The following is a 20,622-nucleotide window of genomic DNA, read 5'->3' on the forward strand; positions in this document are numbered from 1 at the left end:
CGCAAATCTGCACCACATCTGACGGATTCGGGGTTTTTAGAGATGCCCATAAGAATATTTGCGGTCACGGTATGTCGTTTCCGCACATGACGAAATCCCACTGTAGGGGCGGATATCATCTTCAAACCGGATGCTGTTTCAGATTCTGCAAATACTGGCTCAGGAATTCAAAAAAGCTGACGACCTCTTCCTGTTCCATGGCATGGCGGTGCAGCTGGATGATGATATCTCTCTGGCAGACAGGCTCTGCAATGGGCAGCAGCTGGATCTGTTCCATATCCGCCTGTCCCCAAGTGTAGTGTGGCCAGAATCCCACCCCAAGACCGCCGGCAATGAGATTTTTCACCGTGTCGGGGCTGTCGCTCTCATAGATGATGTTGGGGATAAATCCGGCGTGGAGGCAATAGCGGTCGCAGATGGTGCGGATGCTCCGGGAACCGGACAGGCTGATGAAATCCTGCTGGGCAAAATTTTTCAGCATAACGCTGGTGCAGTGGGCATACGGGGAATTCTGGGGCACTGCCAGAAAGATGCGTTCCGTAAAGATCTGATAGCGTTCCTTGGAATCTGACGGTTCCTGAAAAAATGCCCGGGTAAAAATAGTGATGTCGGCATCCTCGCACTGAGAATTCTGGATGAGCCGGAAATTCAGACCGCTGTGCTGCTTTTTGTAGGAGATCAGCGCATGGGTCACCAGGGTAGAAGCCGCCAGCACATTGAGCCGGATGGTTCTTTTCCGAATCTGCGCCAGTTCCTGAATGGACTCCGGGATATGGTGCAGGCTTTCCAGAATGGGCGTCAGAGCATCCCGGAGATAGACGCCATATTCCGTCAGAACAATGTTTCTGCCGTTGTGATAAAACAGGGGCACACCCAGTTCTTTCTCCAACCGCCGGATGCTCTGGGTCAGAGACGGCTGGGCAATGTGCAGCTGCTCCGCAGTACGGGTCACATGCTGGTTTTTGGCAACGGCATAAAAGTATTCCAGTTGCAATAATTCCATTTCAAACCTCCTAACCCTACATTGAAAAAAAGAGGCTGTTGGAGACAGTCAGAATCCAGCAGAAAAACGGTGCGATGTGGGCATCGCACCCTACAAATCACCACAAATTGTGCGACCTTTTGTAGGGGTCGATGTCCGCATCGACCCGTAACCCAGGATTTGACTGTTCTTCAAACAGCCCATAGTTTTATGGCAACACCGCACAAAGAGCGCCTGACGGCTTTGCACATCATCTGCTTGCAGATTTTCTGTCATATTTCACAAAAAATCTGACTGCGCATATGACGTACAATCTTTATGCGGTATTGCCTTATCAATAATAATACTCGTCTGATGCGATTTCCATCACCATGGCAAGTATGAGACACAAGATGATGAGCACGGAGAGCACAATGCCGATAATAGAGCAGATCATACCAGCATTCGCCATGCTGTTGTTGCTGCTGCCGGAGAATTCCGGCTTGCTCTTTGCATCTTTCCGGGCAAGGACAGAAAAAACCAGACCTGCAATGCCGAAGATAATGCCGGCGCCGTAAGTACAGGTGGAGAGAATGGAAATGATACCGAGGATCAGACCTGCCACGCTCTTGCCGTCTGTTTTCTGGTAATAATTCTGGGGGTACTGTGTATAGGGATTCTGCCCATAGCCAGGCTGCCCATAGGTTTGCTGTCCATAGGACTGCTGATAAGGATTCTGTCCATAGGAAGTCTGTCCGTACTGCTGCTGGCTGTAAGCTTGCTGGGGTACAGACTGGGGCTGATTGAGATAAGCCGTCTGTGCATAGGGATTCTGTGCAGAGGCTTCCGGCATGGCATAGGGATTGTATGCTTCATGAGATGCCGGCTGGGATGTGCCGAAAGATGCCGAACCAGATGCTGTCGGCTGTACGGGACTCTGGGCAGGGGACTCCGGTGTGGTTGCAGAAACCGGTTCTGCCGGGATACTGTCTGCGATATCCGGCATGGGTGTGTCGATGGCATCCGGTTCCGGTGATGATGTATTGGACAGCGGTGTGCCGCAGTTGGAGCAGAACTGGGTGCCCTCGGGCAACAGCTCGCCGCAGGTTTCACAGGTGATCATGAATCATTCCTCCGTTCGTAGATGTATGTGGCTCTCATACAGATATATCGTTTTTAAGATAGTTTTATTATACCATAAGACAACACTTTTGTCAAATTCTGTTGTTCTTCTGCTGTGCCTGTTTTTTCAGTACACGCACATCTGTACCCACAAATTGCAGGCAGGTGTACGTGGTGAAGATCCGGGATGTAATGCGCTCGTCATAGTGGTAGGAGATACCGTCATAGTCCATGTTGGTGCTGATAATGGTAGGCTTGTTCCGGTTCATCCGGGTGTTGATGATGTTATACACTGCCGACTGGTAGAACTGCGACCGGAACTCTGTGCCCAGATCATCCAGGATCAGCAGATCGCAGGAGAGCAAAAGCTCCAGGGTATCTGTGCCCCGTTCTTCTCTGCCGAAATGTTCCTTTTCCACCTGGCGCAGGAAGTTGATGACGGAATCATAGAGGACGCTGAAGCCTTTTTTCAGCACTTCGTTGGCGATGGCAAGGGAAAGGTGGGTCTTTCCCAGTCCGGTTTTGCCGAACATGAGAATGCTGGGGGAATCCAGAGAAAAATGGCTGGCATATTCCTGGCAGAAGAACAGGACGCGTTCCATTGCCGTATAGCAGCTCATGCCGTTTTCGGTGTGCTGTCCGCTGTAATAGGACAGGGAAAAGGTGGAGAAGCTGCACTGTTCAAACTGTACGCTCTTGTTCAGCTCCTGCACTGCCAGCTTTCCGGAAAGTTCCGTGAGACAGCTACAAAAGGTACCGTTGGCATAGCCGGTGTCCTGGCATTTTTCACAGGTATAGTGCATGTCCAGATAGTCCTCCGGATAGCCGTACTGTACCAGAAGCTGGCGGATCATCTGCTGTGCCTGTTGGTTCTGCTGACGCAGTGCCTCCACCTTTTTTTGGGTATCGTCGCCTCTGCGTATGATCTGCATGAGATCCTGGCTTGTCCGGAACAGCTGGCGGTTGATCTCCACCACTTCGGGAATGCGCTGTTCGATCTCCTGGATGCGCTCCCGGTTCTGGGTCATAGCAGCGTTCCGTCTGGCGGAAACGATTTGCATGGCGTGCTCCAAATGTTCCTCTTTCATGATTCTGCTCCTCACTCATCCAAATTATAGACAAAGGACTTATACGCCTGGGCGTTGTCGCTCTCCGGAATCTGTTTTCCGCGGACTTGTTTCCGGTTATCCTGGGGCGTGGGATGATCCTTGGTGTCCACATCCGTCCGGGTGCGATAGCCCGCTTCCATCCAGCGCATAAGTACACTATTGATATAGGGGAAGGATAGTTTGTCGATGCCCTCCAGAGTCTTTTCATAGGCGTAGGTGATCAGCTCCATGGGCACCTGTTTGTCCTGCCACTGGTCAATGAATTCCTGCTGCTTCGGGGTAGGCTTCCGGTTCATTTCAAATGCCTTCTGGATATGCCCGGTGAAGCTCCGGCGGTGTTCCATGTCGTTGATCGCAGCGTTGACCTGGGACAGAGTCTGGATGCCCTCGTTCCACCAGGCGGTGATAATGGATTCCGCATAGGAAACGCTGGATTTGTCAATGGATTTGCAGTATAGTAGAACAGTCAGAATGATGTCGCTGCCGATGTTGTTGTAGTCATGCATCCAGATGAGGGCTTTCTGTTCAATGTGGCGTAAGGGTCTGCCCAGCTGTTGTTCCGACAGCTGAAACAGGGTCTTGAGATCCTTGGATGCCTCCAGGGCTGCGGCAATTTCTGCCGGGCTGAGTTCACCGCTTTTGGCGCTGGATAATACTACAGCGTGACCGGAACGGGATGCCGGCTTCGGTGCCGGTTCTGCTGTCGGGACAGCAGGCTGCGCCGGAACAGTTTGGGGTTGTGGTTGGGAGACCTGCTGCCGGGGCGAATCCGGTTCGGATACGGCAAACAGATCGGTCTGCGTCCAGAATAGCAGTGCTTCTTCCACCAGTTCCTCGGAGATGGATAGTGCTTCTGAAATCTCACGCTGATCCACGGTCTGGCGGTTGTGGCGGAGCAGATACAGCAGTACTTTCAGCTGCGACGGCGTAGCCAGCTTTAAATATTGATCCACCACGGCATTCGGCACACCGAACATCTGTCCGAATCCGGTTGTATGTACAGTCAGATCCACAAAAATTTCCTCCTTGCGAAAAAAATGCGAAAAAAGGCTTGACAACGCACAAAAGTTATGGTACAATAATCATTGTCGCCGACATGTCGGAATTGGCAGACGAGACGGACTCAAAATCCGTTGCCAGCGATGGCGTGTGGGTTCAAGTCCCACTGTCGGCACCATATTGATCCGAAACCGTCAATGCAAAACTGCGTTGGCGGTTTTCTTGTTGTTCCGGATGTTTTCTTCCGTCCTCAGAAAGGCAGCCTGGCAATGAAGTTTTTTGATCCGGCAATTTTTCAAAAATGCTGGCAGAGTCCAGGGACAGCGTCCGCATAGTTTATCACAGCGCACCCATCCATTCTATGCGCCAAACGCCCCATCCAGAACAGAGGGTAGAAAAAAAGCCCATGCTACAAATTGTAACACGGGTGAAATTTCCGTACTTCAAAAGAAATACTTGGCGTGCCCAGAGGGATTCGAACCCCCGACCTACTGGTTCGTAGCCAGTCACTCTATCCAGCTGAGCTATGGGCACATGTTTCATTTTCTGACTGTTGTCTCTCACAACGTTATTTATTATAGCACATTCTCTCGGGCTTGTCAACCCCTTTTTTCAAATTTTTTTGATTTTTTTGAGAATCGGGGAAATACAGCGAAACTGCGTACATTTTCACTGCCGAAAAGGTTGGCTTCGCAAAAAAATACTCCGGGATCGAAAAAACCGGAGTACTTTTTCTTGTCAGATCAAGACCGTCCGACAGTGTTCTCATTGGATTATAAGTAATCTTTGATCAGACCAATGCAGGACTTGCAGACCTTCTTATCGTTGAAGTCGATGAGATCGTCTGTACGGGAACAAAGTGCACAGCTGCACTGTGCCTTCTGGATGATGATCTTTTCTCCTTCGGTATAGATCTGCAGATAATCGTTGCATTCTATCTGAAGCTGACGACGCAGTTCTTTCGGCAGAACAAATCTTCCGAGACTGTCGACACGGCGCATAATTCCTGAATCTTTCATGTTCGTTCTCTTCCTTTCTGTCTGCCTTTTTCCAAAGCAAACGGTATTTTGGTAATGAACCGACACATTTTTTGAGTCGCTCCATAATCTCAATTATACAGTGTTTGGCGAATTCTGTCAATCCGTAGAATTGTTTTTTTCACAATATCAATTAAACTTATGGAACGATAAATTATTCTTATGGCAAAAATCCAGAACTCCAAAAAAAGTGCTTGACAAACCGGATAAAATGTGCTATAATGATGTACGTTGCTTGTGGCATACATCAAAATGAGATATTAGCTCAGTTGGCAGAGCATACGCCTTTTAAGCGTAGGGTCGAGGGTTCAAATCCCTCATATCTCACCAAAAGATCCGTATCATGAACTTTGTGATACGGATTTTTTGTTTTATCTATGCAAGTACAGAGTGTGCCCGGAACGATGGAGTCATGCTCTGGAGAAAGGTTGATTCATATGAATACAGAACTCTGCCGCCGTGTGCAGTCCATTCTGGAACGTGGGATTCAGGAAGGAAAAATCCCTGGAGCCTGCGTGGGCATTTATCAGAACCAGAAGGAACTGTTCTTCGATGCCTGCGGCGTTGCCGACAAGGAGACCGGGCGTGCCATGCAGACCGATGCGCTGTTCCGGATCTTTTCCATGACAAAACCGGTGACAGCCGTTGCCGCCATGATGCTCTGGGAACAGGGAGTTCTGGAACTAAGCGATCCTGTCTGGTGGTATATTCCCACATTCCGGGACAAGCAGGTGGATCAGGACGGCGAACTGGTTCCGGCGAACCGGGATATCACTATCCAGGACTTGCTGAATATGACGTCTGGTATTCCGTATCCGGACTGCTGGTCCTTGTCCCAGCAGAAAATGGGCGAATTTTACGGCGAGATCGACCAGCGGCTTTCTACGGAGCATCCGGTGGATACCCAGGAATTTGCTATGCGTGTGGGAAGGGATGTGCCGCTTATGTTCCAGCCGGGGACAAAGTGGGCATACGGTGCTTCCGCAGATGTACTGGGGGCAGTGCTGGAACGGGCAGCAGACAAGCCTCTGGATGCGCTGTATCGGGATCTGATCTTCCGTCCCCTGGGCATGACGGATACAGACTTCTATGTGCCGTCGGAAAAGCGCTCCCGTCTGGCACAGCTGTATGCGTGGGACAATGAGAATGGCGGGTTGAAGGTGGAGCCAGATCCCCATCTGGGCATGACGGATTACCGGAAACGACCGGCATTTTTCTCCGGCGGTGCCGGGCTGATCTCCAGCTTGCAGGATTATGCCCAGTTTGCCAATATGCTTGCCGGAAAGGGATTCCATGCCGCCAGCGGTACCCGCCTCATGGGAGAGCATACCTGGCGCTATATGATCACGCCCCAGCTGAACAGTGCCCAGAAGGTCGGTCTGGATTGGTCGCAGCTGGTGGGTTATACTTACGGCAATCTGTTCCGTGTGCTGGAAGATCCTCTTGCGTGTATGACCAATGTCCCGGCAGGGGAATTCGGCTGGGACGGCTGGACGGGTCCCTATTTCTGCGTGTCGCCGGAAGATCAGACGGTGCTGATCTATCTCATTCAGGTCTGCGGCGGCAGTACCAGCGATATTGTGCGGCGTCTGAGAACAGCAGTCTTTGGCTGTCTCTCGTAAAATACCGTAAAGAACTGGAATAGAAAAAAGGCTGTTGCAGATACAGCAGAATCACATAAACAAATGGATATGCATATCCTCGTGATTCTGACTAATTGCAACAGCTTTTTTATATCATAGCGTTATCAGGTCTCTTCCAGTCCTGCATCAATGCCGCATTTCTCCAGACCGATAGTGTCCGGCGAAGCTGTATCGCTGTTATTGCCGGATTTTTTCTTGGGGAATACAAATTTCAGCAGAATTGGCGTGATGATGGTGGTGAATACTACCATAATGACCAGTGGTGTCATGAATTTTTCGCTCATAAGCCCCACAGAAGCACCCTTGTTTGCCACGATCAGGGCAACCTCGCCACGGGAGATCATACCGATACCAATTTGCAAACTCTCCTTTGTGGTATACCGCATGATCTTTGCACCGACACCGCAGCCTACGACCTTTGTTGCAACGGCAACCAGCATGAGCATCAGCATAAAGACAATGAGTTTTCCGGTCAGTCCGTCCAGGGTCATGGCAAGACCGATGTTGGCGAAGAAGATGGGGGAGAGCAGCATGTAGGACAGGGTATTGAAGCGGTTGACCACATACTCGTTTTTCTTCAGACCCGAAACTGCCAGACCGGCAACAAATGCGCCGGTGATATCTGCCACGCCGAAGAGGATCTCAGCCACAAAGGAGAGCAGCAGACAGAATACAAACGTTACGATGTTGTGGCGGCGCAGGTTTTCATTGCTGGATTCCCGCCATTTCTTGAAGAAGTAGTGGTACAGGATGGCTGCGCCGATCGCCACGATGAAGAATGCCAGAATGTTGATGATCACGGCAAAGACGCCATCGCCCACCAGCAGGGAGCCGAAGGTCTTTTCCGCTTCGCCGTCGCCGGATTTTTTACCGCCCAGGCTGATTACAACGGTCAGGGCAACGATACCCAGGATGTCGTCGATGACGGCGGCACCCAGAATGGCATTTCCGGCACGGGAACTCAGAGCCCCCAGTTCTTTCAGGGTCTCTACGGTGATGCTGACAGAGGTTGCTGTCAGGACAACGCCGATGAAGATGTTCTGCCAGAACAGGGCTGCCATCTCCGGATTCTGTTCGGTGTTGTAGATATCTGCCAGAATAAATCCGCCCACCAGGGGAACAACAACGCCCAGAAGCGCAATGACAAAAGAGGCAAGTCCTGCCTTTTTCAGCTCCTGGATATCTGTTTCCAGACCGGCACTGAACATGAGGACAATAACACCCAGTTCCGCCAGGCTGACGATCAGATCGTTTCGCTCCACAACGTTCAGCACCATGGGTCCTAAGATGATACCAGCAGCCAGTGCACCGACTACCTGGGGCAGGCTGATACGCTTTGTCAGCAGTCCAAGCAGTTTTGTTGCCAAAAGAATGATCGCAATTTGCAGTAAGAAAGAATAATCATTGTTGAACAAGAACTCTTTCAATCCCATAAGAATCTATCTCCCTTTTTCTCAAAATTCAAAGTATTCTGTCTGAGAGGCAAGCTGTCCCGTTACTATTGATATGTGGTATCAGGAAAGGATCTGCCGCAGCCGCGCCGCATCCAGTCCGTTGACCTTCTGATCCAGACACACGTCTGCGTTGGCGTATCCCTGCCTGGACAACTGGGCATCGCCTACCAGATAGCGCACCAGCAGTACCAGATCGCTCGTTTTCACGCTGTTGTCCGCGTTCACATCGCCCAGCAATACACCGCTTTCCTCTGTCGTGGAGGTTGTTGTCACTGCCGGCGGTTGGGTGGCGGCAGTGCCGTCGGGTTCCACGCCGGAAATGAGCACACCGTTCTGGTATACTGGGATCTTGTCGGAGATCACATATTCCTCCGGCGTTTTCAGCAGATCTTCATTGGAATAGTCGTTTGTGGCATCCCATCCGCTCTGATAGTCCGGGAACACCAGCGCCAGCATCAGCTCGCACTGGTGCTGCCCCTCAGAAATAGGCATTGCCACACGGCCGTCAGCGTAGGTAACCTCAATATAATAAATGTTATCCTGATAGTGCTGGACTTCTGAGATCTGCACCGGTGTATAGCCGTCATACATTTTTGCCTGATCCCGGTCTACACGCATGACGATATCTGTGGGCTGATAGCCGGCATTGATGACCTCGGAGAGATCCATATAATAACGGTAGGACATGTTGTCCTCGATCCGTGCCGGCCATGCGGAGTGGTTGGTGAACTTGAAGCTCAGGGTCACACCGCCGGACGCTTCAGTCAGCTTTGTCTCCACGTAGAATTCCTTGTCCCGTGTTTCCGGCTCTGGGAAATCGGGGTCGGTTTTGCCGCCGTAGGCAGCTGTCATTTTGCACAGCAGGGCAGTGAATCCGGCGTTGTAGTCGCAGGCTACCTCGTTGTTGATGAAGTTCTGCCGGTCGTCCTCATAGGAGCCGTCCTGGGTGGGTCCGCCGACCAGTGCGCCGTAGAGAATGTGCCGGTTGGTATCCGGTGTATCCAGGGCATTTTTCCAGGAACCATGGGCTGTTCTGTGGTGGGGATTTTTCGGGGAATTCTCGCCATAGCCCACCACAAAGCTCTGGTTGTCCGGGTTGTTGCCCAGGCAGTAGTTGATCTGATCCTCATAGAATTGCTGATACTTGTCAGTGTTGGTGCCGTTCAGGACGGTATCGCACGCCACACTTGCCAGGAATCCGGCAGTAGTGGCATAGCGCAGACAGCCCCAGGTGGTGAGCCATTTTCCGCCGCCGTCCAGCGTTGCCACAGAATCCGTCCAGTAGTCCAGATGCTTCTGCACCCGGCTGATGTAGAAGCTGTCGTTGGTATTGATGGCATAGAGAAGCAGACCACCCTGCATGACATCGTCCCAGCACATGCCCCAGGAATATTTCAGTTCATCGGAACCGAGTTCTGTTCCCAGGTTGGGGATATAGGAAGCTGCCTTGTCCAGATAGGACTGTTCGCCGGTGGCAATGTAGAGCCAGTTTGCGGCATAAAACAGCTCATCATAGAAGTGAGAGGAACGATAGAAACCGCTTGCATCGCTGTCGTTGTATTCGTCATCGCTTTTGGTTGTGTCTGCGATCTGAAAGATGTTCTCTGCATGCTCCAGATATTCGTCTGTCTTGTCAGATCTGCCTTTCAGTGCGGCGGCACCTGCTGCCAATGCGGCTGCCATTTCGCCGCATACCGCAGAGCTGGTGCCTTTCAGAACGGCACGTGCCTTTTCATAGTCAGCACCATTGTCCTTCATGCCGTATTCCAACAGTTCTACGGGTCCCCACCAGGTGTGGTCCATCTGTCCGTTTCCCACCTGGTATACCACGGTGTCGCCTTCGTCGCAGGCAGCCAGATAGTCCAGAACAAAGGTCAGATTGTTCACATAAGTCTCCATCTGACCGGTTTGTTCCAGCCCTTCCGGGTACTGATAGAGTCCCCATGCCAGCATGGAGGCGGAATATGCCATGGGCAGGTTGAACTTTACATGGTCGCCGGCATCATACCAGCCGCCGGTGACATAGTCCGTGACAGTGGAATCCGCGCGCCATTCCACGCGGTTCCAGTCCGGGAGCGGTCCTGCCTGCTGGCACTCATAAAAGTACAGGGACTTTTGCAGCGCTTCTGCATAATTAGCAGAAAATTCCGCACCGGAAACCGTCTGCGGCAGGGCAATTGCACCTGCGCTGATACAGCCAGCCAGGAGACAGGCGGTCAGTCGATTTCGTTTCCGCATTTTGCATCATCCTTTCGTTAGTTTGGCAGTACTGATGTTCTCAGAATGCCCATATCCTTTATATTATGGCACGTTTTCACCCCATTGTCAAGCGGTTTTCATCAAAATATCACATAGGGCAACACCGCACAAAGACTGCCTATCAGCTTTGCACGTCATATGCTTGCATATTTTCCGTCATATTTTACAAAAATGCTCGTGAATACACAAAGTATTCACTGCGCTTTTTGTTTCATATGACGAAAAATCTGACGGCGCATCTAACGTGCAATCTTTGTGCGGTATTGCCATAGATATGTATTTCCGTATCAACCAGAGCAGAAAAACGGCAGACAGAATCAGATTAGGGACATGCGGCGCACCGGCTTTTGTTGAGTTTGCATGCATATCACAAGGGAATTCTGTATGAAGTGACAAAAAATATAAAATGCCGCATTGGAACTTGCAAATTTTTGTGTTCCGTGTTATAATAAACTTGTGTATGCGGGCGGCGGCAGAAGTGCTCTGCGGAGTGTACTTTCACTTGCCTGCATCATGGATTTCGTGAACGAACTGCGGGATCTGAGACAGGATGCGCCCGACGGATTCAGCTGGTTGATCGGGCAGAAACGTCAGTGCTTCCAAAATGTTAGGAGGAATACGGATAATGGAAAAGAAACTGAAAAAAGGAAAAAAAGTAACCGTTCTGGGCGCCGGCAATGTGGGTGCTTCTATCGCATTTGCTTTGGCAATCAAGGGACTCTGCTCAGAACTGCTGCTCGTGGATATCAATAAGCCGAAGGCAAAGGGCGAAGCAATGGACATTATGCAGGGTAATGCATTCTGCCCGACCTGTGACGTATATGACGGTGACTATGCAGATGCTGTGGATTCTGATATGGTCATCATTACCGTTGGTATTGCCAGAAAGCCGGGTCAGACCCGTATCGACCTGTGCAAGACCAATGCAAAGATCATGGCTTCTGTAATGCCGGAGATCGTGAAGTATGCACCCCATGCATGTTATCTCATCGTCAGCAATCCGGTTGACGTGCTGACCTATGAGGCAATTCGTGTATCCGGTCTCAGCCCGAACCAGGTATTCGGTTCCGGTACAGTTCTGGATTCCTCTCGTCTGCGTACATGCCTGGCAGAACATGCCGGTCTGAACATCAAGAATATCCATGCATATGTATTCGGCGAACACGGCGATTCCTCTATGGTTCCGTGGTCTCTGTCCAGCATTGCAGGCATGAAGTTTGATGAATATTGTGCAAATGTGGAAGATCTGGGTGACAAGGATGCCATTGAACAGGAAGTCCGTGACGGCGGCGCTGAAGTGATCAAGTGCAAGGGTGCTACCTATTATGCGATTGCACTGTCCGTAAGCCAGATCACAGAAGCAGTTCTGCGTGATACTAAGGCAGTTCTGACAGTATCTACATTGCAGGATGGCTCCAACTTTGACGTAAAGGATGTCTGCCTGAGCCTGCCGTGCGTGATCGGTGCAAACGGCGTGGAACGCAAGATCAAGCCGCCTATGATTGAAGATGAGATTGCACGTTTCCAGAAGAGCGGTGCTGCGCTCCGTGCTGTCATTGATGAAATGGCGCTTTGATCGCCGATTGAATAAAGGCAATACCGCACAAAGAGCGCCTAGCGGCTTTGTACGGTATTGCCTAAAATTGAAACCACCGGAGAAGTTTGTGTAAAACAATGCTCCGGTGGTTTTCCGGGTAAACACGATTTTATCCCGGATCTTCGAATTGCTTGTGATGGAAAGGAATTGTAATAATTATGGATTATGCAGCAGAATCCCTGAAACTGCACTATGAGTGGCAGGGAAAGGTAGAAGTGACTCTTCGTGCACCCCTTGAGACAGCCGATGATCTTTCTCTGGCATATACGCCGGGCGTTGCCCAGCCCTGCCTGGAGATTCAGAAAGATGTTTTGAAGAGCTATGATCTGACACGTCGGGGCAATCTGGTGGCTGTTATTACTGACGGCACAGCTGTATTGGGTCTGGGTGACATCGGTCCGGAGGCTGGTATGCCTGTTATGGAAGGCAAGTGCGCTCTCTTCAAGAAATTCGGCGATGTTGACGCCATTCCCCTCTGTGTCCGTTCAAAGGATGTGGACGATATCGTCAATACCGTCCGCCTTCTCGCCGGAAGCTTTGGCGGCGTGAATCTAGAAGATATCTCTGCACCTCGCTGCTTTGAAATTGAACGCCGGCTGAAAGAATGCTGTGATATTCCTATTTTCCATGACGACCAGCACGGTACTGCTGTTGTCACACTGGCAGCAATGCTCAATGCCCTGAAGCTCACCGGAAAGGATATCCACGAGATCAAGGTGGTTACCAGCGGTGCAGGCGCTGCCGGCATTGCCATTATCCGTTTGCTCATTGCAATGGGTCTGGATCCTCATCACGTAGTTCTCTGTGACCGTCACGGTGCCATCTATGAGGGCCGTGAAGATCTCAATCCCCAGAAGGAAGAAATGGCGGCGATCACCAACAGCGGACATAAAAAAGGTACACTGGCGGAAATGCTCGTGGGCGCAGATGTCTTTATCGGCGTATCTGCACCGGGCTGCGTAACAGCGGATATGGTCAAGACTATGGCGAAAGATCCTATTATTTTCGCTATGGCAAACCCCACACCGGAGATCATGCCGGAAGAGGCACTGGAAGCCGGCGCAGCTGTCATGGGCACAGGACGCAGCGACTTCCCTAACCAGATCAACAACGTTCTGGCGTTTCCTGGCATTTTCCGTGGTGCACTGGATGTTCGTGCAAGTGACATCAACGATGCAATGAAGATCGCAGCTGCAAAGGCAATTGCTGACTTTGTACCGGCAGACAAGCTGGCAGCAGATTATATTATCCCCAGTCCTCTGGAGGATGGCGTCGGTGCAGCAGTGGCAAAGGCTGTGGCACAGGCTGCACGGGATACCGGCGTAGCACGTCTTTAAATAAGTACAGGTCACCTCTAAAAACTTCCTCACCCGCCATCTGTGGCGCATCGGACGGATTCGGGGTATTTAGAGGTGCTCTACAATAAATCAACGAAACGAAGCAGGGAACCATCAGATTCCCTGCTTTTTTATGAAATGCAATATCATGGCATGCGTTCACAAAGAAATCGAAAGCCAAACCCCGGTGCTGCAATTCATTTTTTTAAAAACTGCTGAGAATTGAAAGAAAGTGGGAAAAGACTTGCAAATGGATGAAAAAAGTGCTAAAATAACAAGTGGCAGAAAAATTCAGTTTGGAAGGATGCTATGAAACAGAAGCGACGGGACTGGCTCATGAGAATCCTGGGTGCAGGATTGCTTTTGGGTGCAATTGGCATCATCGGCTGGCAGGGCGCAGGATATCTTTCTCGTGAAAAAACGGAAACGGCGCCCCGGCGGATGGAGGCAGTCACTGCGACTGCTTCGGCATTTTCGGCGGTATCTGACACGACCAGTACGGTTGAAACTGTCACCGCTGCATCAGAGCGCACAGCACCTCAGACCACGGCCGGGTCAAAGCAGACGACCATGGAAGAAAGGGTGTCCTTTCCACTGGAACTGAATGAAGCATCTGCTGAAGAATTGGAACAGCTGCCGGGTATCGGCAAAGTGCTGGCAGAACGGATCATAGCATACCGTGCTTCGATTGGTAATTTTACCAATCGGGAGCAATTGCTGGAAGTGGACGGCGTGGGTGAAAAAACCTTGTCGCAGATCTATGATATGGTCTATGTGGAAAATGAATTCGTTTCCATTCCGGAATCCAACGGAGAACCGGAGGAATCGGAAGCGCCGGAAGTAGAGTCTCCTGCGGAAATGCCTGCTGAAACAGTGCAGTCCACGGAGATCCTGACGGTTGATCTGAATACAGCAACAAAAGAGGAATTGCTTGGCTTGCCGGACATGACGCCGGAGCTTGCAGATGCTATTCTGGCATTCCGCAGCGAGCTTCAGGGCTATACATCTGTATATGAACTGCTCTATCTGGATGGTATGACAGAGACATATTTCAACCGGATTCGTGATTATATACAAATCACATGTTCAGAAAGCAAGTAAGTGTGCACTTTTCCGGATATATCAGGGATTTAACCATTTTGTAACCTTTCCCGGAAACCTTAGAAATTATCGTTAATCTGCACAAAAAAATGATGATATTATTATGCAGTTCAACCGAAAAAAATGAAAGAACGGTATAAGCCATTGACATTCGTTGCGAATTGTTGTATATTAAGCTTATCACAGGAAATGTTCCCTATGCCCGATTTGTGCATTTTTACAGGGAATATCAACGAAAGACAGTGCGGCGTTGGACATGCGCTGTCCGTATTACATTTGCTTATTACACTGGTGTGCTAATCGGCAGAGCAGTGTAATATATATATTTAAGGAGGAAAATTCCAATGAACAAGTTGAAAAGAACACTGGCTTTGATGGCTGCCCTGGCTATGACTGCAACTGCATTCGTAGGCTGTGGCGACGAAAGCAGCTCTTCTGAGTCTTCTTCTCAGGCTGAGAGCTCTGCTGATGCAGAAGAGAGCAGCGAAGAAGAGGGCGGCGAGGAGTCTTCTGAGGAGGCTGAAGAGTCTTCTGAGTCTGCTGCTGGCTATGAGAACGTTGAGATCCCGGCTCTGGGTGCACCGGACGGCTCCCTGAAGGACGGCGGCGACAAGCTGACAATCCTGTGCTGGAACGAAGATGACCTGCAGTACATGTACGACATCGTTGCTGATGCAACCGGCATGGACAAGAGCATGATCAACTACAAGAACGTTGGTTCTAACGGTACTGAGGCTAACGAACAGTACGCACAGGTATTCCTGTCTGGCGACGACGTTGACCTGTACTTCTGCGACGCTGACTGGAACATGGCTTATCAGAACAACGATGAGTATTCTGCTCCGCTGTCTGCAGTAGGTATCTCTGAAGACATGTATGCAAATGCTTATGGCTACACTGTAGCCATGGGCAAGGACAAGAACGGCGTCCTGAAGGGTGCTTCTTGGCAGGCTGCAGCAGGCGGCTATGCATACAGAGCTGACCTGGCTGAAGAGTACCTGGGTGTAACTACTCCGGAAGATATGCAGGCACAGATCGGCAGCTGGGATGACTTCTGGGCAACTGCAGCTACCGTATATGAGAAGTCTGGCAACACCACTGCTATGGCTGACTCTCTGGGCGGCGTTTGGAGAGCATACTCCAACGGTAACAGAACTGCTTCCTGGGTAAAGGATGGCAAGCTGGATCCGTCTTCTGTAGGTGACTTCTTCTCCATGGCGAAGGAGAACTATGACAAGGGTTACATCTCTGGTGCAACTCAGTGGACTGACGACTGGCTCCCGCAGGGTCAGTCTGACGGCGCTCAGGCTAACAAGACCTTCGGCTTCTTCTTCCCGACATGGGCAATCGCAGCAGGCGGTTCTCTGGAACAGGCTCAGGGCGGCGAAGGCGGCTCCACATATGGTAAGTATGCACTGTGCGAAGGCCCGACATCTTGGTTCTGGGGCGGCACATGGATCTGCGTATATCCGAAGACTGATAACGCTACCGAGGCTGGTCAGTTCATCTACACTATGACTGCTGATGCTGATGCAATGCAGAAGTATGTAGACGTTCGCGGCGACTTCGTAAACAACAAGGGCGTTATGGCTGCTACAACTGCTGCTGGCACAAACAGCAACCCGCTGTTCGGTGGCCAGGATCAGTTCCAGATCCTGTTCGGCTCTGCTGACAAGATCGACATGAGCATCGCTACTCAGTATGATGCAAAGATCAACACTGACCTGCAGAATGCTGTACAGGATTACTGCAACGGCGTAACCGCTTCTGAGGATGACTGCATGAACGCATTCCTGGATGCTGTTGCTGCTGACGTAACTGAGATCACTGTAGAATAAGCTCATACTTATTTCTGATTTCACTCTATAAAAACATGCTGCCTATAGGATGATTGCGTCCTATAGGCGTATGTTTATCTCTTACTATTCTATTGAATTTTTGAAAGGGTGTGTGCAAATGGCATCAGCTGCACAACGTCGTATTAAATCGATTAGCTACGCCAAGTATGGTTACATGTTCATTGCCCCGTTCTTTCTCGTGTATTGTTTCTTCCAGGTCTGGCCGCTGATCCAGACGTTTATCCTGAGCTTTCAGGGAAACGGCAGTGACGCAGGCAACTTCGTCGGATTCGATAACTATGCAACGATCTTGTTTGGTTCCGGTGAAGGCATGGGCCGTCGTGCCAAGGCAATGCAGGATCTGTTCCTGACTTCGTTCAAGAACACCGTCATTCTGTGGGTAGGTAACTTTATTCCCCAGATCCTCCTGTCTCTGCTGCTGGCAGTATGGTTCACAGACTCGAAGCTGCATATCCCGGGTGTGGGCTTTTTCAAGGTAGTTATGTATCTGCCGAACATCATCACCGCAGTATCTGTTGCAGCACTGTTCATGCGCTTTATTTCTAACAGTGAGCTTTCTGCTGCAAACACTCTGCTGCTGCTGAACGACAGCGCATCGGTGAAATTCGAGGCATCTCCGATCTGGAGCCGTGGTATCGTCATGTTCATTCAGACGTGGATGTGGTTCGGTAATACCATGATCATGATGATGTCTGGTATCATGGGTATTAACCCGTCTCTGTTCGAAGCTGCTGCAATCGACGGCGCTTCCAGTGGTCAGGTGCTCCGCAAGGTCACTCTGCCTCTGCTGCGTCCGATGGTAGTTTATACATTGATCACTTCCATGATCGGTGGTCTCCAGATGTTCGATATTCCGTATCTGTATCACACAGGTGCTGGTAAGATCAACGCAAATCTGCGTACAGTTGCCGTGTTCGTTTATGAACAGTTCCGTTCTGGCGCAAAGATTCACGAGCCGGACTACGGTATTGCCGGTGCTGCTTCGGTAATCCTGTTTATCATTACCGCTGCACTGGGTATCCTGGTATTCCGCATGAACCGTGATGAAGATGAGCATCGCAAGAAGAAAGAGCGCAAGGCTCTGGTGAAGGAATATAAGGCACAGCAGAAATTAGCGAAGAATGGAGGTCTCGGCGCATAATGGAAAATGTTGGTGTAAAAGACAATTATATATTGGTGCAGAGACTGAAATCTGCTGGATGCTTCATTGTCTGCGTTTTGCTGACACTGATTTGTCTGGTTCCGCTGTATATCATGATCATGAATGCAACCCATGGGGATGCTGCACTTCGTGCACAACCGCTGCAGTTTCTGCCGGGCGGCGATCTGTTGACCAACATCAAGAATATTGCCGGCGGTGAATTTCCACAGTCTCCGAACTTTAATGTTTGGCGTGGTTATAGAAACTCCCTGATTATTGCAGGCGGTTCCACCATTCTGACGGTATTCTTCTCTGCTCTGACTGCATATGGTCTGACTGTTTACGATTTCAAGCTTCGTGACGGCGCATATACATTCATTCTGGCAGTTATGATGATTCCGATCCAGGTAACATCTACTGGTTTCGTAAAGTTCATGGTTGGTACACTGGGTCTGGCGAACAGCTACATCCCGCTGATCATTCCGGCAATTGCAGCTCCGGCTGTTGTATTCTACATGAGACAGTACATGAAGTCTTCTTTCCCGCTGGACATTGTAGAAGCTGCCCGTATTGACGGAAGCGGCGAGTTCCGTACCTTCCTGACCATTGCAATTCCGATGTGTAAACCGGCAATTGCAGTACAGGCGATCTTCGCATTTGTTCAGAACTGGAACAACTTCTATACACAGAACATGATCATCATTTCCAATGAGAAGCGTTTCACAATGCCGATCATGATTCAGAGCGTACTGGGACAGGATAAGCACCCGGATCTGGGCGCACAGTATGCTGCCGTAGCACTCTCTGTTATTCCGATTATCGCTATCTATCTGGTTCTGTCCAGATTCATCGTTGCTGGTGTTGCACTGGGCGGCGTAAAGGAATAATGATTATCATTTTATGATGTAGTTTTTAAAAGGAGTCGTTGCCTTCGGGCAGCGGCTCTTTTTCTCTGTGAATATATCACAAATAACCCCCTGCCGGACTTGTATAAGCTTGCTCGGCAGGGGGTCTGTTTATGGTATTGTGGGGTTATTTCTGTTTCAGTTCTGCTGCACGGAGGGTGTTTTTCATGAGCATGGTGATTGTCATGGGTCCGACACCGCCGGGAACAGGTGTAATGTAGCTTGTTTTCGGTTCAACTTCGGCAAATTCCACATCGCCGCAGAGTTTTCCGTTTTCGTCGTGGTTCATGCCAACATCAATGACCATAGCGCCTTCCTTGACCATGTCAGCCTTGATGAAATGTGCCTTGCCCACAGCGCTGACCAGAATGTCGGCGCTTGCGCAGATCTCTGCTAGATTTTTGGTGCGGGAATGGCAGATGGTTACGGTTGCATTGCGGTGTAACAGCAGCATTGCCATGGGCTTCCCCACAATATTGCTTCGTCCGACCACAACACAGTTCTTGCCACTGATCTCCACGCCTGTACTGTCGATCAGTTCCATGACACCAGCCGGTGTGCAGGGGAGGAATTCATAATCGCCGATCATGATTTTGCCCACGTTCATGGGGTGGAATGCGTCCACATCCTTGTCCGGGGAAATGGTGTTGATGACAGTCTGGGGATCAATGTGATCCGGCAGGGGCAGCTGTACTAGAATGCCGTGCACTTTGTTGTCCTTGTTGAGGACGCCGATGAGATCCAGAAGCTGTTCCTCTGTGGAATTCTCGCTGAGACGATACTCGAATGCGTGGAAGCCAACTTCCTCGCACGCCTTTTGCTTGTTGCGAACGTAGATCTGCGATGCGGGGTCGTTTCCCACCAGAATTACCGCAAGACCCGGCTGAATGCCGTGGTTTTCCCGCAGTGTCTGTGCATCTTCACGAATTTTCTGTCGGATTGCAGCAGATACTTCTTTGCCTGAAATAATTTTTCCCATGTTCTTTACTCCTTTTCCGGTTTGTTTTCTTCTGTTTCATTGGGTTTCTCGTAAGTTGCATCTGTTTCTTCCGCAGATGCCTCTGCTGCATCGGATGTTTCAGATGCGTCCTCTGTGGGTTCTGATTCCAGAGCAGTTGTATCTTTCTTGGAGGAAACGGCTTTTTCCTGTTCCAGCTCTGCCAGAAGCATTTTGGACTCCTTGGTGTCCTTATATAAATGGTAGTCGCAGCCCATTCGCTTTACCTTTGTACCAATGACAATTTGCAGCACAACGGATGCAACTACGCAGAGGATCGCCAGAAGCTGAGAAATACGGATATTACCGATAACCAGGCTATCTGTGCGAAGTCCCTCCACAAAGGCACGTTCCAGACCGTACCAACCAATATAGATCAGGAAAATCTGACCGTCATAGCGGCGGATTTTCTTTGCGAATATTGCCAGCAGCACAAAGCCCAGCAGGCACCAAATGGATTCATACAGGAAGCAGGGATGGACTGGCTGGGATGCATCCAGCTGTGTGCCGAAGTTGGCGTAATAAGAGGTGTAGGGATAGCTGTTTGTGATCCAGTCCTGAATGCGTCCGCCGGACATGCCGAAAATGCTATCCGTATTACAGCCGAACGCCTCCTGATTGAAAAAATTGCCCCAGCGTCCAATGCCCTGTCCCAGGAGAAAGCCGATGCCGGCAATGTCCAGAAGAGGCAGAATGCGTACCTTGCGCAGCTTTGCCACAAGACAGCCCACTAGCAATCCGCCGATAATACCGCCATAAATGGCAAGACCGCCTTCCCGCAGGTTGAATATGCTTTTCCAATCGCCGGCGTAATTATCCCAGTTCAGGAGCACATAGTAGGTACGTGCCCCCACGATTCCGCCGATAATGCCGCCAATGACTGCATCCAGAAAACGTTCCGGATGCAGACCGTATTGCTTCACCTGGGTAAAGGCATAGATCAGGGCGAGCACCAATCCCAGGGTGATGAGAATACCGTACCACTGGATGGACAGACCGCCGATCTCAAAGGCAGTGCTGTCCAGATGCAGATCAATACCCAGCTTCGGGAATACGATCTCGTTATAGTCCAGGGAGCCGATTGTTTCTGTTGCCATATGT

Annotated in this window: 16 protein-coding genes and 3 tRNA genes; 9 read left to right on the forward strand and 10 right to left on the reverse strand. The window is 50.4% G+C overall.

All coding sequences use genetic code 11. The features are described 5' to 3' along the window. Window positions 1-121 precede the first annotated feature (121 nt). From Q0418_RS06950 to Q0418_RS06965, 4 genes are all read right to left on the reverse strand, one after another. On the reverse strand, window positions 122-1,003 hold the full coding sequence (locus tag Q0418_RS06950; RefSeq protein ID WP_298483419.1) for a LysR family transcriptional regulator: 882 nt from the start codon (window positions 1,001-1,003) through the stop codon (window positions 122-124). Between the two features lie 313 nt (window positions 1,004-1,316). Then, entirely contained in the window at window positions 1,317-2,084 is a 768-nt protein-coding gene (locus Q0418_RS06955) for a DUF4190 domain-containing protein (protein ID WP_298483420.1), read from the reverse strand. A gap of 91 nt (window positions 2,085-2,175) precedes the next feature. After that, entirely contained in the window at window positions 2,176-3,171 is a 996-nt protein-coding gene (locus Q0418_RS06960) for an ATP-binding protein (protein WP_298483421.1), read from the reverse strand. An 11-nt stretch (window positions 3,172-3,182) separates the two neighbouring features. Next, window positions 3,183-4,205, reverse strand: coding sequence for a DnaD domain protein (locus Q0418_RS06965; protein ID WP_298483422.1), 1,023 nt, complete (start codon window positions 4,203-4,205; stop codon window positions 3,183-3,185). A gap of 77 nt (window positions 4,206-4,282) precedes the next feature. Here Q0418_RS06965 and Q0418_RS06970 point away from each other — a divergent pair. After that, window positions 4,283-4,369 (forward strand) — tRNA-Leu (locus Q0418_RS06970). A gap of 279 nt (window positions 4,370-4,648) precedes the next feature. On the opposite strand, the gene Q0418_RS06975 is transcribed toward Q0418_RS06970, so the two are convergent. Both Q0418_RS06975 and Q0418_RS06980 read right to left on the reverse strand, forming a co-directional pair. Then, a tRNA-Arg gene (locus tag Q0418_RS06975) sits at window positions 4,649-4,725 on the reverse strand. Between the two features lie 239 nt (window positions 4,726-4,964). Beyond that, the gene (locus Q0418_RS06980) at window positions 4,965-5,210 is read right to left on the reverse strand and encodes an AbrB/MazE/SpoVT family DNA-binding domain-containing protein (protein ID WP_295215811.1); all 246 of its coding nucleotides are present in this window, start codon (window positions 5,208-5,210) and stop codon (window positions 4,965-4,967) included. 272 nt (window positions 5,211-5,482) lie between these two features. On the opposite strand from Q0418_RS06980, the gene Q0418_RS06985 reads away from it, so the two are divergent. Together Q0418_RS06985 and Q0418_RS06990 are read left to right on the forward strand one after the other, a co-directional pair. After that, window positions 5,483-5,558: transfer RNA gene (locus Q0418_RS06985), tRNA-Lys, on the forward strand. Window positions 5,559-5,665: 107 nt separating this feature from the next. Continuing rightward, complete coding sequence (locus Q0418_RS06990) at window positions 5,666-6,850, forward strand: serine hydrolase (protein ID WP_298483423.1); 1,185 nt, start codon at window positions 5,666-5,668, stop codon at window positions 6,848-6,850. Between the two features lie 125 nt (window positions 6,851-6,975). Here Q0418_RS06990 and Q0418_RS06995 read toward each other — a convergent pair whose 3' ends face one another. Both Q0418_RS06995 and Q0418_RS07000 read right to left on the reverse strand, forming a co-directional pair. Next, window positions 6,976-8,304 (reverse strand): cation:proton antiporter, encoded by a 1,329-nt coding sequence (locus tag Q0418_RS06995; RefSeq protein WP_298483424.1) that lies wholly within the window; start codon window positions 8,302-8,304, stop codon window positions 6,976-6,978. Between the two features lie 81 nt (window positions 8,305-8,385). Next, window positions 8,386-10,563, reverse strand: coding sequence for a glycoside hydrolase family 9 protein (locus Q0418_RS07000; protein WP_298483425.1), 2,178 nt, complete (start codon window positions 10,561-10,563; stop codon window positions 8,386-8,388). A gap of 658 nt (window positions 10,564-11,221) precedes the next feature. On the opposite strand from Q0418_RS07000, the gene Q0418_RS07005 reads away from it, so the two are divergent. From Q0418_RS07005 to Q0418_RS07030, 6 genes are all read left to right on the forward strand, one after another. Then, entirely contained in the window at window positions 11,222-12,160 is a 939-nt protein-coding gene (locus tag Q0418_RS07005) for an L-lactate dehydrogenase (protein WP_367276244.1), read from the forward strand. Between the two features lie 179 nt (window positions 12,161-12,339). After that, window positions 12,340-13,518 (forward strand): NADP-dependent malic enzyme, encoded by a 1,179-nt coding sequence (locus Q0418_RS07010; RefSeq protein WP_298483427.1) that lies wholly within the window; start codon window positions 12,340-12,342, stop codon window positions 13,516-13,518. A gap of 309 nt (window positions 13,519-13,827) precedes the next feature. Continuing rightward, window positions 13,828-14,619 carry a helix-hairpin-helix domain-containing protein gene (locus tag Q0418_RS07015; RefSeq protein WP_298483428.1) on the forward strand — a complete coding sequence of 264 codons (792 nt, stop codon included), beginning with the start codon at window positions 13,828-13,830 and terminating at the stop codon, window positions 14,617-14,619. Between the two features lie 344 nt (window positions 14,620-14,963). Beyond that, window positions 14,964-16,457, forward strand: a complete 1,494-nt coding sequence (locus Q0418_RS07020; protein WP_298483429.1) for a carbohydrate ABC transporter substrate-binding protein — start codon at window positions 14,964-14,966, stop codon at window positions 16,455-16,457. A 118-nt stretch (window positions 16,458-16,575) separates the two neighbouring features. Next, window positions 16,576-17,619, forward strand: a complete 1,044-nt coding sequence (locus Q0418_RS07025; protein WP_298483430.1) for a carbohydrate ABC transporter permease — start codon at window positions 16,576-16,578, stop codon at window positions 17,617-17,619. Further along, complete coding sequence (locus tag Q0418_RS07030; protein WP_298483431.1) at window positions 17,619-18,506, forward strand: carbohydrate ABC transporter permease; 888 nt, start codon at window positions 17,619-17,621, stop codon at window positions 18,504-18,506. Before Q0418_RS07025 ends, Q0418_RS07030 begins: the two co-directional genes overlap by 1 nt. Before the next feature lie 145 nt (window positions 18,507-18,651). Here Q0418_RS07030 and folD read toward each other — a convergent pair whose 3' ends face one another. Beyond that, window positions 18,652-19,503, reverse strand: a complete 852-nt coding sequence (gene folD, locus Q0418_RS07035) for a bifunctional methylenetetrahydrofolate dehydrogenase/methenyltetrahydrofolate cyclohydrolase FolD (protein ID WP_298483432.1) — start codon at window positions 19,501-19,503, stop codon at window positions 18,652-18,654. Window positions 19,504-19,508: 5 nt separating this feature from the next. Continuing rightward, window positions 19,509-20,618 (reverse strand): prolipoprotein diacylglyceryl transferase, encoded by a 1,110-nt coding sequence (lgt, locus tag Q0418_RS07040; RefSeq protein WP_298483433.1) that lies wholly within the window; start codon window positions 20,616-20,618, stop codon window positions 19,509-19,511. Window positions 20,619-20,622: the final 4 nt, after the last annotated feature.

It is taken from the genome of uncultured Ruminococcus sp. (genome assembly GCF_937915125.1).
GTDB lineage: Bacteria > Bacillota > Clostridia > Oscillospirales > Ruminococcaceae > Ruminococcus_C.

Coding starts and splice junctions, on each gene's coding strand:
- Q0418_RS06950 (WP_298483419.1), bottom strand. CDS start 1,003: ATGGAATTATTGCAACTGGAATACTTTTATGCCGTTGCCAAAAACCAG.
- Q0418_RS06955 (WP_298483420.1), bottom strand. CDS start 2,084: ATGATCACCTGTGAAACCTGCGGCGAGCTGTTGCCCGAGGGCACCCAG.
- Q0418_RS06960 (WP_298483421.1), bottom strand. CDS start 3,171: ATGAAAGAGGAACATTTGGAGCACGCCATGCAAATCGTTTCCGCCAGA.
- Q0418_RS06980 (WP_295215811.1), bottom strand. CDS start 5,210: ATGAAAGATTCAGGAATTATGCGCCGTGTCGACAGTCTCGGAAGATTT.
- Q0418_RS06990 (WP_298483423.1), top strand. CDS start 5,666: ATGAATACAGAACTCTGCCGCCGTGTGCAGTCCATTCTGGAACGTGGG.
- Q0418_RS06995 (WP_298483424.1), bottom strand. CDS start 8,304: ATGGGATTGAAAGAGTTCTTGTTCAACAATGATTATTCTTTCTTACTG.
- Q0418_RS07000 (WP_298483425.1), bottom strand. CDS start 10,563: ATGCGGAAACGAAATCGACTGACCGCCTGTCTCCTGGCTGGCTGTATC.
- Q0418_RS07010 (WP_298483427.1), top strand. CDS start 12,340: ATGGATTATGCAGCAGAATCCCTGAAACTGCACTATGAGTGGCAGGGA.
- Q0418_RS07015 (WP_298483428.1), top strand. CDS start 13,828: ATGAAACAGAAGCGACGGGACTGGCTCATGAGAATCCTGGGTGCAGGA.
- Q0418_RS07020 (WP_298483429.1), top strand. CDS start 14,964: ATGAACAAGTTGAAAAGAACACTGGCTTTGATGGCTGCCCTGGCTATG.
- Q0418_RS07025 (WP_298483430.1), top strand. CDS start 16,576: ATGGCATCAGCTGCACAACGTCGTATTAAATCGATTAGCTACGCCAAG.
- Q0418_RS07030 (WP_298483431.1), top strand. CDS start 17,619: ATGGAAAATGTTGGTGTAAAAGACAATTATATATTGGTGCAGAGACTG.
- folD (WP_298483432.1), bottom strand. CDS start 19,503: ATGGGAAAAATTATTTCAGGCAAAGAAGTATCTGCTGCAATCCGACAG.
- lgt (WP_298483433.1), bottom strand. CDS start 20,618: ATGGCAACAGAAACAATCGGCTCCCTGGACTATAACGAGATCGTATTC.